Raw genomic sequence first — 13087 nt, 5'->3', positions numbered from 1 at the left:
CGGCGCTCAGGGGCGCAGGTAGACATATCCCTCTTTGGCTTGCAGCCTGGCGACTTCGGCCACGCCCGACGGGACGATCTTGGCCTCCATCACGACCTTGCCCGGATCGATGTTGCGGCTGACGAGCGTGTTGTTGCACACGCGGAACTGCACGCCGCGGCTCGCGAGCTCGCCGATCGCGCCGGCGAACGGCTGCTCCTGCATGTTCTTGGCCCCTTCGAGCAGGAAGTCGATGCCGGGCCCGTGCGTGACGACGACGATCTTCGCGCTCGGGTCGGCGTTCAGGTGGTTGCGGATGTTGCCGATCGCGCGGCTGGCCTGCTGGACGCCTTCGTTGAGGTGGTAGACGACCTTGATCGCATCCTGCGCCCACGCCGACGTGGCGGTGGCGGCAGCGAGCAGCAGGGGCAACAGCAGGCGGGCGTGACGGGTCTTCATGGCGACATCTCCAAGGGCGGGGTCGTGGCGGGCAGGTGACCGGGGCGTCGATACCCGGCACTGCATCGGGTCGGTGCATCGTGCATCATTTGCGTCGATGATCACACAGTGTTTTTACTGTTCTCTGCGGGGGTGACGATGGCGTGTTCTCGACGGCAGAGGGGTGCAGTGCCGCGGGTCGCCCCGGCCGTGCGCAAGCTGGGGTGGGCGTGGTGGGCGCTCGTCGCGTGGTGCTGGGCGATCGTGGCGTCGCCGGCGCACGCGCAAGAGTTCGTGCTGCAGCCGCGCCAGGTCGGTGCGCACAGCTGGGCCGTGTTCGGCGAGTCGGGGATGGCCACGGCGGCGAACCGCGGCTTCAACTCGAACGCCGGCTTCGTCGTGACGCCGGGTGGCGTCGTCGTCTTCGACACGCTCGGCACGCCGGCGCTCGCCGAGGCGATGATCGCAGCGATCCGCCGCGTGACGCCACAGCCGGTCCGCCGCGTGATCGTCAGCCACTACCACGCCGACCACTACTATGGGGCGCAGGCGTTCAAGGCGATCGGCGCCGAGATCTGGGCGCACGACGCCGGGCGCGGTGTCGTCGGCAGTGACGACGCGAAGGCGCGGCTCGAGCAGCGCCGCCAGGACCTGTTCCCGTGGGTCGACGAGAAGACGCAGCCCGTCGAGGCCGACCGCTGGCTCGCGTTCGGCGAGCGCGGTTCGATCGACTTCGAGTTCGGCGGCATGAAGTTCCGCCTGATCGACGTCAGCGGCGCGCACTCGCCGCAGGACGTGATGATGTATGTCGAAGGCGACGGCGTGCTGTTCGCCGGCGACCTGTACTTCACTGGGCGCATCCCGTTCGTCGTCGGCGCGAACACGAAGCGCTGGCTGCAGGCGATGGACCGCATCGCCGAGGTGAATCCGCGCGTCGCGGTGCCGGGTCACGGCGAGGCCTCGGACCGGGTGATGGCAGACCTGACCCTCACGCGCGACTACCTGCGCTACCTGCGCGAGACGATGGGCAAGGCGGCCGAGGCGATGGACGACTTCGAGACGGCCTACGACCGCGTCGACTGGTCGCGCTGGGAGAAACTGCCGGCGTTCCTGCCAGCCAACCGGCTCAACGCGCGCTCGGTGTACCTCGAGATGGAGCGCGAGAGCCTGCGCCGCTGAGCGCGGCTACTGCGTGAACTTGTACCACTGCTGGTTGACGAACGCGGCGACGTCGCGCTCGTCCTCCGGGAACAGGCCGAGCCGCAGTTCGCTGTTGCATAGGCTGACGTAGCGCCTGAGGTCGAAGATCGACTTGACCTTGCGTTCGTCGCGCAGGTAGATGAAGCCCGCGTCGCGGCCCGTCTTCTCCTCGTGGCACGCGGCGCACTTGCTCTCGAAGTGGATCTTGCGCCCGTTGGCGAGGTCGGCGTCGGGGAAGGGGTTGGCCGCGGCACTCGAGCCGACGCCGGCGGCGAGCAGGCCGGTGGCGAGATGGAGCAAAAGGCGCATGGGGCTCGGCAGGCGGGGACGACGCCGCAAGCGTGCGACGGCGCGCGCGCGCTGTCAAGCCGAGCCGGGGGGTGCGACTCGGGCAAGCGGGCAAGGCGCTGCGGCGTGCCAGCGGCGCAGGTCGTCGAGCGTGACCGTGCGTGCGGGGTCGTCGGGGTGGTGGTCGAGGTCGGCGAGCCGCACGGCGGCCGCGCCGAGGTCGTCGCCGGCGCTGTACGCGGTGGGGGTCACGACGCAGCGCACGCCGGCGCAAGTCGCCGCCGTGACGCCGTGGCCCGAGTCCTCGAATGCCAGCGCGGCGTCGGCGGGCAGCCGCAGCCGCTCGAGCACCCAGCGGTACACCGCCGGGTCGGGCTTCTTCACCGTCACTTCCTGTGCGGTGCCCATCACGTCGAACCAGCCGGGCGCGTCGGTGCCGAGCGTGGCCTGCAGCAGCGCGATCACGTTGTCGCGCGTCGTCGTCGTCGCGATCGCCAGGCGCAGGCCCTCGCGGCGCGCTTCGCGGATCAGCCGCTCGACGCCGGGGCGCAGGCGCACCGCGCCGGCGGCGACGCGCTGCACGTAGTGGCGCGTCTTGCTCGCGTGCAGGCGCTTGAGCAGTGCGGCAAGGTCGTCGTCGGCGAGCCCGAGGCCGCGATGGCGCTGCGCGTAGTGCGCCATCCGCTCGACGCCCCCGGCGACCTGCAGCAGTTCGCCGTACAGCGCCTCGTCCCAGTGCCAGTCCAGGCCGTGCTCGGCGAACGCGGCGTTGAACGCGACGCGATGGCCGTCGCGCTCGGTGTCGGCGAGCGTGCCGTCGACGTCGAAGATCAGCGCCTGCAGCGGCACCGGGTCAGCCATCGTCGCGCCACTTGATCGAGCAGCCGATGCAGGGGTGCTGCTCCTCGGGTGCGCGGCCGGTCAGCGCGACGAGCTTCATCGCCTCGAACAGCTCGCGCGGCGTGCCTTCAGGCGCGGCCTCCTTGCGCGACGCATCGAGCCGGCCGCGGTAGCGCAGCTTGAGCTGCGCGTCGAAGCCGAAGAAGTCGGGTGTGCACACGGCGCCGTAGGCGCGCGCGACCTGCTGCGTCTCGTCGTGCAGGTAGGGGAAGCCGAGCGTCGGTGCGATCTCGACCATGCGCTCGAAGCTGTCCTCGGGGTACGCGGCGGCGTCGTTCGCGTTGATGCCGATCACGTGCACGCCGAAGGCGCGCAGCTCGCGCGCGTCGCGCACGAGCCGCGGCAGGATCGCCTTGACGTACGGGCAGTGGTTGCAGATGAACGCGACGACGGTGCCGCGTGGCCCGGCGAGCTCGGCCAGCGTGTGCGTCGCGCCGTCGGTGCCGCGCAGCGCGAACGGTGGCGCGGCCCAGCCGATCTCGGCGTGCGGTGCTTCGGCGGCCATCGTCGACTCCCCGTCAGCGGTAGCGGCGCACCATGTCGTCGAGCGGGACCGGCTTGATCTTCGCCGCCATGCCGGCGCAGCCGAAGGCCTCGAAGCGCGCCTTGCAGATGCCGCGCGCGGCCTTGGTCGCGGCGGCGAGCGCCTTGCGCGGGTCGAACTCGCCCGGCTGCTCGGCGAACACCTGCCGCATCGCGCCGGTCATCGCGAGGCGGATGTCGGTGTCGATGTTGACCTTGCGCACGCCGGACTTGATGCCGCGCACGATCTCCTCGACCGGCACGCCGTAGGTCTCCTTGATGTCGCCGCCGTACTTGCGGATGATCTCGAGCCACTCCTGCGGCACGCTCGACGAGCCGTGCATCACGAGGTGCGTGTCGGGCACCGCGGCGTGGATCGCCTGGATGCGGTCGATCGCGAGGATGTCGCCGGTGGGCGGGCGGGTGAACTTGTAGGCGCCGTGGCTGGTGCCGATCGCGATCGCGAGCGCGTCGACGCCGGTGGCGGCGACGAAGTCCTTCGCCTGCGTCGGGTCGGTCAGCAGCATGTCGTGGCTGAGCTTGCCCTCGGCACCGACGCCGTCCTCCTCGCCGGCCTCGCCGGTCTCGAGCGAGCCGAGGCAGCCGAGCTCGCCCTCGACCGAGACGCCCACCGCGTGCGCGATCTCGCAGACCTTGCGCGTGACCTCGACGTTGTACTCGTAGCTCGCCGGCGTCTTCGCGTCTTCCTTCAGCGAGCCGTCCATCATCACGCTCGTGAAGCCCGAGCGGATCGACTGGATGCACACCGCCGGCGACGCGCCGTGGTCCTGGTGCAGCACGACGGGGATGTCGGGGTGCGCCTCGACGGCAGCGAGCACCATGTGGCGCAGGTAGGGTTCGCCGGCGTACTTGCGCGCGCCGGCCGAGGCCTGCAGGATCACCGGCGACATCGTCTCCTGCGCCGCCTGCATGATCGCGTGGATCTGTTCGAGGTTGTTGATGTTGAACGCCGGCACGCCGTAGCCGTGTTCGGCGGCGTGGTCGAGCAGCTGTCGCAGCGAGATCAGGGCCATGGGTCGTCCTCGAAAGGTGGGGTGTGGAAGCGGATCAGGCCGGCTGCGCCTCGCGCAGCAGCAGCGCGGGCAGGTCGGCCAGCGTGTCGACGAAGGCGTCGCACGGCAGCGAGCGCGGGTCGCGGCCCTCGTTGTAGCCGTAGGGCACGCACACCACCGGGATGCCGGCGGCGCGCGCCGCCTGCACGTCGTTGATCGAGTCGCCGACCATCAGCGCCTGCGTGGGCGGCACGTGCAGCGACTCGCACGCGTACAGCAGCGGCTGCGGGTCGGGCTTGCGGCGCTCGCAGCTGTCGCCGCCGACGACGAGGTCGACCCAGCCCGACAGCCCCAGCCGCTGCAGCAGGCCGGTCGCGAAGCGCTGCTGCTTGTTCGTGACGACGGCGATGTGCAGCCCGGCGTCGTGCAGCTGCTGCAGCGCCTCGGTGACGCCGCCGTACGGCTCGGCGGCGCACTCGTCGAAGTCCTGCAGCGCGCCGTAGTGGTGGAAGAAGCGCTCGAGCACGGCGGCGTGCGTCGCATCGTCGAGCGTGCGGCCCTGTGCCGCCGCGGCGCGGTGCACCAGCATTGGTGCGCCGCGGCCGATCATGCGCCGCACGTCGGCCTCGGCCACGGGCCCCCAGCCGTGCTCGGCCACCGCGCGGTTGAGCGCGAGCGCGATGTCGGCAGCGGTGTCGAGCAGCGTGCCGTCGAGGTCGAACAGCACCGCGCCCAGCGGCTGCCCGAGCCAGTACGCCTGCCGCTGCAGCAGACGCCCGCCGAGGTCGAGGCGGCGGCTCATCGCGCGCCCTTCGCGGCGAGCGCCTTCGCACGCTCGACGACGCGCGCCGTCGTGACGCCCAGCGCCTCGTAGACCTGCGGGCCCGGCGCCGACTCGCCGAAGCGGTCGATGCCGATCACGTCGCCGTCGAAGCCGGTGTAGGCGCGCCAGTAGTTCGTCACGCCGGCCTCGATCGCGAGCACCGGCACGTCGCGCGGCAGCACCTGCGCGCGGTACGCGGCGTCCTGCGCGTCGAAGACTTCGCAGCACGGCATCGAGACCACGCGCGCGGCGATGCCCTCCTGCGCGAGCCGTTCGCGCGCGGCCATTGCGAGCGCCACTTCGGAGCCGGTGGCCAGCAGCGTGACCTGCGCCGGCGTATCGTCGCCGGCGAGCACGTAGCCGCCGCGGCGGATCGCGTCGAGCTGCGCGTCGCTGCGCATCTGCGCCGGCAGGTTCTGCCGCGACAGGATCAGGCACGTCGGCCCATCGCGGCGCTCGACGGCGGCCTGCCACGCGACGAAGGTCTCGACGGCGTCGCACGGGCGCCAGACGCGGTTGTTCGGGATCAGCCGCAGGCTCGCAATGTGCTCGATCGGCTGGTGCGTCGGACCGTCCTCGCCGAGCCCGATGCTGTCGTGCGTGTAGACGTAGACGACGCCCTGGTGCATCAGCGCCGACATGCGCACCGCGTTGCGCGCGTAGTCGGAGAAGGTCAGGAACGTGCCGCCGTACGGGATGAAGCCGCCGTGCAGCGCGATGCCGTTCATCATCGCGCTCATGCCGAACTCGCGCACGCCGTAGTTGACGTGGTTGCCCGCCAGGCCCTCGGGGCCGCGGCGCACCGGCACGCTCGTCTTGCCGTCGGTGAGGTTCGAGCCGGTGAGGTCGGCGCTGCCGCCGAGCAGTTCGGGCAGCAGCGGCAGCAGCGCGGTGATCGCGTTCTGCGACGCCTTGCGGCTGGCGATCGTCGCGGCCTCGGCGACGACCTTGGCCAGCGCCTCGGCGCTGCGGCGCGGGTAGTCGGCAGGCAGCGCGCGCCGCATCACGCGGCGCTCGAACTCGGCGGCGAGTTCGGGGTGGGCGGCGCGGTAGGCGGCGAAGCGCTGCGTCCACACGGCGTGCCGCGCGGCGCCGGCCTCGCGCTGGTCCCACGCGGCTCGGATCTCGGGCGGGATCTCGAACGGCGGGTACGGCCAGCCGAGCGCGGCGCGCGTGGCCGCCACCTCGGCGGCGCCGAGCGCGGCGCCGTGCACCTCGTGCGTGCCGGCCTTGTTCGGGCTGCCGTGGCCGATGACGGTCTTGCAGCACACGAGCGTGGGCTTGCCGACGTCGTCCATCGCGGTGCGCAGCGCCGCGTCGACGGCGGCCGGGTCGTGGCCGTCGACGTCGCGGATCACGCGCCAGCCGTAGGCCTCGAAGCGCTTCGGCGTGTCGTCGCTGAACCACGGCTCGACGTGGCCGTCGATGCTGATGCCGTTGTCGTCCCACACCGCGATCAGCTTGCCCAGGCCCAGCGTGCCGGCCAGCGAGCAGGCCTCGTGGCTGATGCCCTCCATCAGGCAGCCGTCGCCGAGGAAGACCCAGGTGCGGTGGTCGACGATGGTGTGGCCGGGGCGGTTGAACGTGCTCGCGAGCAGCGCTTCGGCGAGCGCCATGCCCACCGCGTTGGTGATGCCCTGGCCGAGCGGGCCAGTGGTGGTCTCGACGCCCGGCGTGATACCGACCTCGGGGTGGCCCGGCGTCTTGCTGTGCAGCTGGCGGAAGCGCTTGAGTTCGTCGATTGGCAGGTCGTAGCCGGTCAGGTGCAGCAGCGCGTACAGCAGCATCGATCCGTGGCCGTTGCTGAGCACGAAGCGGTCGCGGTCGGGCCAGGCGGGGTCGGCCGGGTCGTGCTTCAGGTGCTGTCGCCACAGCACGGTGGCAATGTCGGCCATGCCCATCGGCGCGCCGGGGTGGCCCGAGTTGGCCTGCTGCACGGCGTCGACCGCGAGCATGCGGATCGCGTCGGCGAGGGTCTTGAGGCTGGGAGTCATGGCGTCGTCGTGTCGGGGTGTCGTTTCAGGCGCGGCGGGTGGGATCGATGGCGAACCGCGCAGCGGGAGCCCTTGCCGGCGCACGCCACCGATGCGGCTTCGCCGCTCCGTCGGCGTGGCCCCCGCGAGGGGAGGCGGCCGCAGGCCGCTTCGGCGGTGGGCCTAGCCTCGCTTCTTCATTTCCATCATGCGCAGGATCATCGGCGTGAAGATCAGCTGCATCGCCAGCCCCATCTTGCCGCCCGGGATCGCGATCGTGTTCGGCCGCGTCATCATCGAGTCGTGCAGCATCGACAGCAGATACGGGAAGTCGATGCCCTTCGGGTTCGCGAAGCGGATCACGACCATGCTCTCGTCGGCGGTCGGGATGTCGCGCGCGATGAACGGGTTGCTGGTGTCGACCAGCGGCACGCGCTGGAAGTTGACGTGCGTCTGCGTGAACTGCGGGCAGATGTAGTTCACGTAGTCGGGCATGCGGCGCAGGATCGTGTCGACGACCGCCTCGTGGCTGTAGCCGCGCTTGGTCTTGTCGCGGATCAGCTTCTGGATCCACTCGAGGTTGATCGACGGCACGACGCCGATCAGCAGGTCGGCGTGGCGCGCGACGTTGACCTTGTCGGTCACGACGGCACCGTGCAGGCCCTCGTAGAACAGCAAGTCGGTGTCGGGCGGGATGTCTTCCCACGGCGTGAAGGTGCCGGGCGACTGCTTGTACGGCTCGGCTTCCTCCTCGTTGTGCAGGTACTTGCGGATGCGTCCGGTGCCGTTCTCGCCGTACTGGCGGAACAGCTGCTCAAGCTCCTCGAACAGGTTCGCCTCGGGGCCGAAGTGGCTGAAGTGGCGGTTGCCGGCGGCCTCGGCCTCCTTCATCTTCGCGCGCATCTCGGCGCGGTCGTAGCGGTGGAACGAGTCGCCCTCGACGATGGCGGCGTTGATCTTCTCGCGCCGGAAGATGTGCTGGAAGGTCTGCGTGACCGTGGTCGTACCGGCGCCCGAGGAGCCGGTGATCGCGATGACGGGATGGCGGCGTGACATGGCGTGACTCTCGAGGATGGAATTCAGTTGGCGCCGCCGGGGGCGAACGACGAGAACAGCGAGCGCGTGTTGAACAGCGGCGAGCGGAATGGCTTGTCCTGCCCGGTGTCGTACTCGTGGTGGTAGCGGTCGAGGCGGTCGACCTCGTCGCGCGAGCCGAGGATCACCGGGATGCGCTGGTGGATCGCGGTGGGCTGCACGTCGAGCATGCGTTCGCGTCCGGTCGAGCAGCGCCCGCCGGCCTGCTCGATCAGCATCGCCATCGGGTTGGCCTCGTACATCAGGCGCAGCCGGCCGGGCTTGGACGGGTCCTTGGTGTCCTTCGGGTACATGAACAGACCCCCGCGCATCAGGATGCGATGCACCTCGGCGACCATCGAGGCGACCCAGCGCATGTTGAAGTCCTTCTCGCGCGGGCCGGTCTTGCCCTGGATGCACTCCTCGACGTAGCGCGCCACCGGCGGCTCCCAGAAGCGCTCGTTGCTGGTGTTGATCGCGAACTCCTGCGTCGCGGCCGGCACCTTCAGGTGCGGGTGCGTCAGGATGAAGGCGCCGATCTCGCGGTCGAGCGTGAAGCCGTGCGTGCCGTCGCCGAGCGTGAGCACCATCATCGTCGACGGCCCGTACAGCGCGTAGCCGGCGGCGACCTGCTTGGTGCCGGGCTGCAGGAAGTCGGCCTCCACCGGCGGGCGGCTGATGTCGGGGGCGCGCAGCACCGAGAAGATCGAGCCGACCGACATGTTGATGTCGAGGTTGCTCGAGCCGTCGAGCGGGTCGAACACGAGCAGGTACGGCCCGCGTGGGATGCCCTCGCTGATCGGCAGCGGCTCGTCCATCTCCTCGCTGGCCATGCCGGCGAGATGCCCGCCCGACTCGAGGTGGTAGATGAACAGCTCGTTGCTCAGCACGTCGAGCTTCTTCTGCTCCTCGCCCTGGATGTTCATGTTGCCGGCATCGCCGTGGTGGCCGGCGAGCACGCCGCGGCCCACCGCCGACGCGACGTACTTGCACGCGGTCTGCACGTCGTTGAGCAGCGCGGTCAGGTCGGTGTCCAGGCCCAGCCGGCGGGCCTCCTGCATCAGGAACTTGCTGAGGGTCGTGCGGCCGATTTCCATCGCGGTCTCGATACGGAATGTGGTGTCGACACCGACTGTACGGATCTGGCGCCGCAGCGCCACTCAGAACTGTTTAGGCGCAGCCTCAGCGATCGGTGAGTCGAGCGCCGTCAGGCGGCGCGTGCATCGTCGGCAGCGGTGCCGAACACGCGGCTGGCGCGGATGTCGCTCTCGGCGATCGTCGTCAGGTCGTCGCGCGTGAGCTCGCGGTCGCGCTCGGCGAACAGCCGCGAGGCCTGGCGCAGCCGCGCGCGGTCGAGCGCATTGCGCACGCTGCGCGCATTGGCGAAGTGCGGCTGGCGGATGCGGTGGTGGATGTACTCGTCGAACGCCTCGCGCGCACCGGGGCCGAAGTGGTAGTTCTGCGCCGCGAGCATCTTGTCGGCGATCTGCAGCAGTTCGCCCGGCGAGTAGTCCGGGAAGTCGAGGTGGTGCGCGATGCGCGAGCTCATGCCGGGGTTGGACTGGAAGAAGGTGTCCATGCGGTCCTTGTAGCCGGCGAGGATCACGACGAGGTCGTCGCGCTGGTTCTCCATCACCTGCAGCAGGATCTCGATCGCCTCCTGGCCGTAGTCGCGCTCGTTCTCGGGCCGGTACAGGTAGTACGCCTCGTCGATGAACAGCACGCCGCCCATCGCCTTCTTCAGCACCTCCTTCGTTTTCGGCGCCGTGTGGCCGATGTACTGGCCCACGAGGTCGTCGCGCGTGACGGCCACCAGGTGGCCTTTGCGCACGTAGCCCAGCCGGTGCAGGATCTCGGCCATGCGCATCGCCACCGTCGTCTTGCCGGTGCCGGGGTTGCCGGTGAAGCACATGTGCAGGCTCGGCGTCTGCGCGGTCAGCCCGAGGTTCATGCGCAGCTTGTCGATCACGAGCAGCGCGGCGATGTCGCGGATGCGCTGCTTGACCGGGGCGAGCCCGATCAGGTCGCGGTCGAGCTCGTCCATCACGGCTTCGACCTGACTTTGCGCAAGGACGTCGCCGACGGTGCGCGCGGCCGCGACGCCGTGGGCCGCTTCGGTCGCTGGCGCGGGCGCCGCGGGCGCGGTGCCGGGGATCGAGTACAGCGGTGCGTTCATCGTCGTCTTCCGGATGGGGCGGGCCGTGCGCCGACTCAGGCCGACAGCGCCCGCGGGGCCGCCAGCGCGGTGCGCATCGCGTCGATGACGGCGCGGTAGTCCTTCTGGCCGAAGATCGCGCTGCCGGCGACGAAGGTGTCGGCGCCGGCGTCGGCGACGCGGCGGACGTTGTCGGCCTTGATGCCGCCGTCGACCTCGAGCCGGATGTCGCGCCCGCTCGCGTCGATGAGCCGGCGCGCGCGCTCGGTCTTGCGCAGCGCGCTGTCGATGAACGACTGCCCGCCGAAGCCCGGGTTGACGCTCATGATCAGCACGAGGTCGACCTTGTCGATCACCCACTCGAGCACGTCCAGCGGCGTGGCCGGGTTGAACACGAGACCGGCCGCGCAGCCCTTGGCGCGGATCAGCTGCAGCGTGCGGTCGACGTGCGTGCTCGCGTCGGGGTGGAAGCTAATCAGGTCGGCGCCGGCGTCGGCGAACGCGGTGGCCAGCGCGTCGACGGGCTGCACCATCAGGTGCACGTCCAGCGGCACCTTGGTGCCGTCGGCCTTGACGCAGTGCGGCTTGAGCGCGGCGGCCACCATCGGGCCGATCGTCAGGTTCGGCACGTAATGGTTGTCCATCACGTCGAAGTGGATCCAGTCGGCACCGGCGGCGATCACCGCGCGCACCTCGTCGCCGAGGCGCGCGAAGTCGGCCGACAGGATCGACGGGGCGATGCGGTACATCGTCGTCGTCCTGCCGCGCCGCTCAGGCCGCGCCGTAGCGCTCGCCCTCGGGCTTCTCGGCGGCGTAGCCGCGGATCGTGTAGCGCATCTGGCGGCCGTCGACTTCCTGCCGCTCGAGCATGAAGCCGGGCTCGTTCTTCGGCCGGTTGACGATGAAGCTCATCGCGATCGACTCGACGCCGCGCGTGCTGTCGAACGCCATCAGGCGGATGTAGTGGTTCGGGAACGTCTTGCGGCAGTTGTTCAGTTCCATCATCACGCCGGCGGCGTCCTTCAGGTCGAACATCGGCATCCCGAACATCTCCCAGTAGGTGTTGCGCGGGTGCGGGTCGTCGGTGTACTCGACGCTCCAGGCGTAGCCCTTCTTCAGGCCGTACTCGATCTGCAGCGCGATCTCGGCGTCGGTGAGGTCGGGCAGGAAGCTGAACTGGCCCTGGGTCAGGCGGCCGGTGGGGTTGGTCATCATGGTGCGGTCTCCTTGGGGGCTCAGGCCACGGCCGGCGTGACGGCGTAGTCGCTGGTGTCGGTCGAGGCGTAGTTGAAGGTCACGTCCTTCCACGTGTCGAGCGCCTGCTTCAGCGGCGTGCAGAACTGCGCCGCCTTCTGCAGGATCTCGGGGCCTTCGTTGCGGATGTCGCGGCCTTCGTTGCGCGCCTTGACCATCGCCTCGAGCGCGACGCGGTTGGCGACCGCGCCGGCCTGGATGCCCGCCGGGTGGCCGATCGTGCCGCCGCCGAACTGCAGCACGACGTCGTCGCCGAAGAGATCCAGCAGCAGGTGCATCTGGCCGGCGTGGATGCCGCCGGAAGCCACCGGCATGACCTTCTTCAGGTCGCACCAGTCCTGGTCGAAGAACAGCCCGCGCGGCAGGTCCTGCTTCGTGTAGCTGTCGCGGCAGACGTTGTAGTAGCCCTGCACGGTCAGCGGGTCGCCCTCGAGCTTGCCGACCGCGGTGCCGGTGTGCATGTGGTCGACGCCGGCCAGCCGCAGCCACTTGGCGATCACGCGGAAGCTCACACCGTGGTTTTTCTGCCGCGTGTACGTGCCGTGGCCGGCGCGGTGCAGGTGCAGGATCATGTCGTTGCGGCGGCACCACTCGCTCAGGCTCTGGATGCACGGCCAGCCGACGATCAGGTCGATCATGATGATCACGCTGCCCAGGCTCTTCGCGAACTCGGCGCGCTCGTAGATCGCCTCCATCGTGCCGGCGGTGACGTTCAGGTACGAACCCTTGACCTCGCCGGTGGCGGCACTCGCCTTGTTGACGCCGTCCATCACGTAGAGGAAGCGGTCGCGCCAGTGCATGAAGGGCTGCGAGTTGATGTTCTCGTCGTCTTTCATGAAGTCGAGCCCGCCCTTGAGACCCTCGTAGATCACGCGGCCGTAGTTGCGGCCCGACAGACCCAGCTTGGGCTTTGTCGTCGCGCCGAGCAGCGGGCGGCCGAACTTGTCGAGGCGCTCGCGCTCGACGACGAGGCCGGTCGGCGGCCCCTTGAACGTCTTGACGTAGGCGACCGGGATGCGGATGTCTTCGAGCCGCGCGGCCTTCAGCGGCTTGAAGCTGAACACGTTGCCGATCAGGCTCGCCGTCATGTTGGCGATCGAACCCTCCTCGAACAGGATGATGTCGTACGCGACCCAGGCGAAGTACTCGCCCGGGCGGCCGGGCACCGGCTCGACCTTGTAGCACTTGGCGCGGTAGTTCTCGCACGCGGTCAGGCGGTCGGTCCACACCACCGTCCACGTCGCCGTGCTCGACTCGCCGGCCACGGCGGCACCGGCCTCGACGGGGTCGACGCCGTCCTGCGGCGTGATGCGGAACAGGCAGATGGTGTCGGTGTCCTTCGGCACGTAGTCGGGCTGCCAGTAGCCCATCTGGCGGTACTTGAGGACGCCCGCGCTGTAGCGCTTCTTGGCGTCGGTGATCTGGGTCGGTTCGTTCATCTGGCCCACGGCGGTCTCCTGGTGGCTCG

14 protein-coding genes are annotated in these 13087 nt (G+C 69.9%); 1 reads left to right on the top strand and 13 read right to left on the bottom strand.

The features are described from left to right. Positions 1–6 precede the first annotated feature (6 nt). Positions 7–438, bottom strand: coding sequence for a DsrE family protein (locus MOJ79_RS05895; RefSeq protein ID WP_241923293.1), 432 nt, complete (start codon positions 436–438; stop codon positions 7–9). A gap of 189 nt (positions 439–627) precedes the next feature. On the opposite strand from MOJ79_RS05895, the gene MOJ79_RS05890 reads away from it, so the two are divergent. Then, positions 628–1596 carry an MBL fold metallo-hydrolase gene (locus tag MOJ79_RS05890; protein ID WP_241923292.1) on the top strand — a complete coding sequence of 323 codons (969 nt, stop codon included), beginning with the start codon at positions 628–630 and terminating at the stop codon, positions 1594–1596. A 6-nt stretch (positions 1597–1602) separates the two neighbouring features. Here the strand turns inward: MOJ79_RS05890 and MOJ79_RS05885 are convergent, their stop codons facing one another. The 12 genes from MOJ79_RS05885 to MOJ79_RS05830 form a co-directional block, all read right to left on the bottom strand. Beyond that, positions 1603–1926: a hypothetical protein gene (locus tag MOJ79_RS05885; protein WP_241923291.1), complete on the bottom strand. Its 324-nt coding sequence runs from the start codon at positions 1924–1926 to the stop codon at positions 1603–1605. Between the two features lie 54 nt (positions 1927–1980). Continuing rightward, on the bottom strand, positions 1981–2766 hold the full coding sequence (locus tag MOJ79_RS05880; protein ID WP_241923290.1) for an HAD-IA family hydrolase: 786 nt from the start codon (positions 2764–2766) through the stop codon (positions 1981–1983). Continuing rightward, positions 2759–3310, bottom strand: coding sequence for a thioredoxin family protein (locus tag MOJ79_RS05875; protein ID WP_241923289.1), 552 nt, complete (start codon positions 3308–3310; stop codon positions 2759–2761). The genes MOJ79_RS05880 and MOJ79_RS05875 overlap by 8 nt, the downstream gene beginning before the upstream one ends. A 13-nt stretch (positions 3311–3323) precedes the next feature. Then, positions 3324–4361, bottom strand: coding sequence for a class II fructose-bisphosphate aldolase (fba, locus tag MOJ79_RS05870; protein WP_241923288.1), 1038 nt, complete (start codon positions 4359–4361; stop codon positions 3324–3326). A gap of 34 nt (positions 4362–4395) precedes the next feature. Continuing rightward, a complete protein-coding gene (gene gph, locus MOJ79_RS05865) occupies positions 4396–5142 on the bottom strand; it encodes a phosphoglycolate phosphatase (RefSeq protein ID WP_241923287.1) in 747 nt (248 codons plus the stop codon). Further along, positions 5139–7157 (bottom strand): transketolase, encoded by a 2019-nt coding sequence (tkt, locus tag MOJ79_RS05860; RefSeq protein WP_241923286.1) that lies wholly within the window; start codon positions 7155–7157, stop codon positions 5139–5141. Before tkt ends, gph begins: the two co-directional genes overlap by 4 nt. 162 nt (positions 7158–7319) lie before the next feature. Further along, positions 7320–8192 (bottom strand): phosphoribulokinase, encoded by an 873-nt coding sequence (locus MOJ79_RS05855; protein WP_119292010.1) that lies wholly within the window; start codon positions 8190–8192, stop codon positions 7320–7322. Between the two features lie 23 nt (positions 8193–8215). Beyond that, positions 8216–9307 (bottom strand): class 1 fructose-bisphosphatase, encoded by a 1092-nt coding sequence (locus tag MOJ79_RS05850; RefSeq protein WP_119292012.1) that lies wholly within the window; start codon positions 9305–9307, stop codon positions 8216–8218. 110 nt (positions 9308–9417) lie between these two features. After that, positions 9418–10386 (bottom strand): CbbX protein, encoded by a 969-nt coding sequence (cbbX, locus tag MOJ79_RS05845; RefSeq protein WP_241923285.1) that lies wholly within the window; start codon positions 10384–10386, stop codon positions 9418–9420. A 35-nt stretch (positions 10387–10421) separates the two neighbouring features. Next, positions 10422–11114 (bottom strand): ribulose-phosphate 3-epimerase, encoded by a 693-nt coding sequence (gene rpe, locus MOJ79_RS05840; protein ID WP_241923284.1) that lies wholly within the window; start codon positions 11112–11114, stop codon positions 10422–10424. Positions 11115–11136: 22 nt separating this feature from the next. Continuing rightward, on the bottom strand, positions 11137–11580 hold the full coding sequence (locus MOJ79_RS05835) for a ribulose bisphosphate carboxylase small subunit (protein ID WP_241923283.1): 444 nt from the start codon (positions 11578–11580) through the stop codon (positions 11137–11139). Between the two features lie 20 nt (positions 11581–11600). Further along, on the bottom strand, positions 11601–13067 hold the full coding sequence (locus MOJ79_RS05830; protein ID WP_119353994.1) for a ribulose-bisphosphate carboxylase large subunit: 1467 nt from the start codon (positions 13065–13067) through the stop codon (positions 11601–11603). Between the last annotated feature and the right edge of the window lie 20 nt (positions 13068–13087).

The organism is Calidifontimicrobium sp. SYSU G02091 (genome assembly GCF_022631395.1).
Taxonomy (GTDB): Bacteria; Pseudomonadota; Gammaproteobacteria; order Burkholderiales; family Burkholderiaceae_C; genus Calidifontimicrobium; species Calidifontimicrobium sediminis.
Note: the sequence above shows the minus strand (reverse complement) of the source record. Positions and strands in the feature narration are given on the sequence as shown.

Excerpts from the sequence above, each read along its gene's own strand:
- MOJ79_RS05875 (WP_241923289.1), bottom strand. The coding sequence starts at position 3,310 with ATGGCCGCCGAAGCACCGCACGCCGAGATCGGCTGGGCCGCGCCACCG.
- MOJ79_RS05835 (WP_241923283.1), bottom strand. The coding sequence starts at position 11,580 with ATGATGACCAACCCCACCGGCCGCCTGACCCAGGGCCAGTTCAGCTTC.
- MOJ79_RS05855 (WP_119292010.1), bottom strand. The coding sequence starts at position 8,192 with ATGTCACGCCGCCATCCCGTCATCGCGATCACCGGCTCCTCGGGCGCC.
- rpe (WP_241923284.1), bottom strand. The coding sequence starts at position 11,114 with ATGTACCGCATCGCCCCGTCGATCCTGTCGGCCGACTTCGCGCGCCTC.
- MOJ79_RS05885 (WP_241923291.1), bottom strand. The coding sequence starts at position 1,926 with ATGCGCCTTTTGCTCCATCTCGCCACCGGCCTGCTCGCCGCCGGCGTC.
- MOJ79_RS05880 (WP_241923290.1), bottom strand. The coding sequence starts at position 2,766 with ATGGCTGACCCGGTGCCGCTGCAGGCGCTGATCTTCGACGTCGACGGC.
- cbbX (WP_241923285.1), bottom strand. The coding sequence starts at position 10,386 with ATGAACGCACCGCTGTACTCGATCCCCGGCACCGCGCCCGCGGCGCCC.
- MOJ79_RS05895 (WP_241923293.1), bottom strand. The coding sequence starts at position 438 with ATGAAGACCCGTCACGCCCGCCTGCTGTTGCCCCTGCTGCTCGCTGCC.
- MOJ79_RS05850 (WP_119292012.1), bottom strand. The coding sequence starts at position 9,307 with ATGGAAATCGGCCGCACGACCCTCAGCAAGTTCCTGATGCAGGAGGCC.
- tkt (WP_241923286.1), bottom strand. The coding sequence starts at position 7,157 with ATGACTCCCAGCCTCAAGACCCTCGCCGACGCGATCCGCATGCTCGCG.
- fba (WP_241923288.1), bottom strand. The coding sequence starts at position 4,361 with ATGGCCCTGATCTCGCTGCGACAGCTGCTCGACCACGCCGCCGAACAC.
- gph (WP_241923287.1), bottom strand. The coding sequence starts at position 5,142 with ATGAGCCGCCGCCTCGACCTCGGCGGGCGTCTGCTGCAGCGGCAGGCG.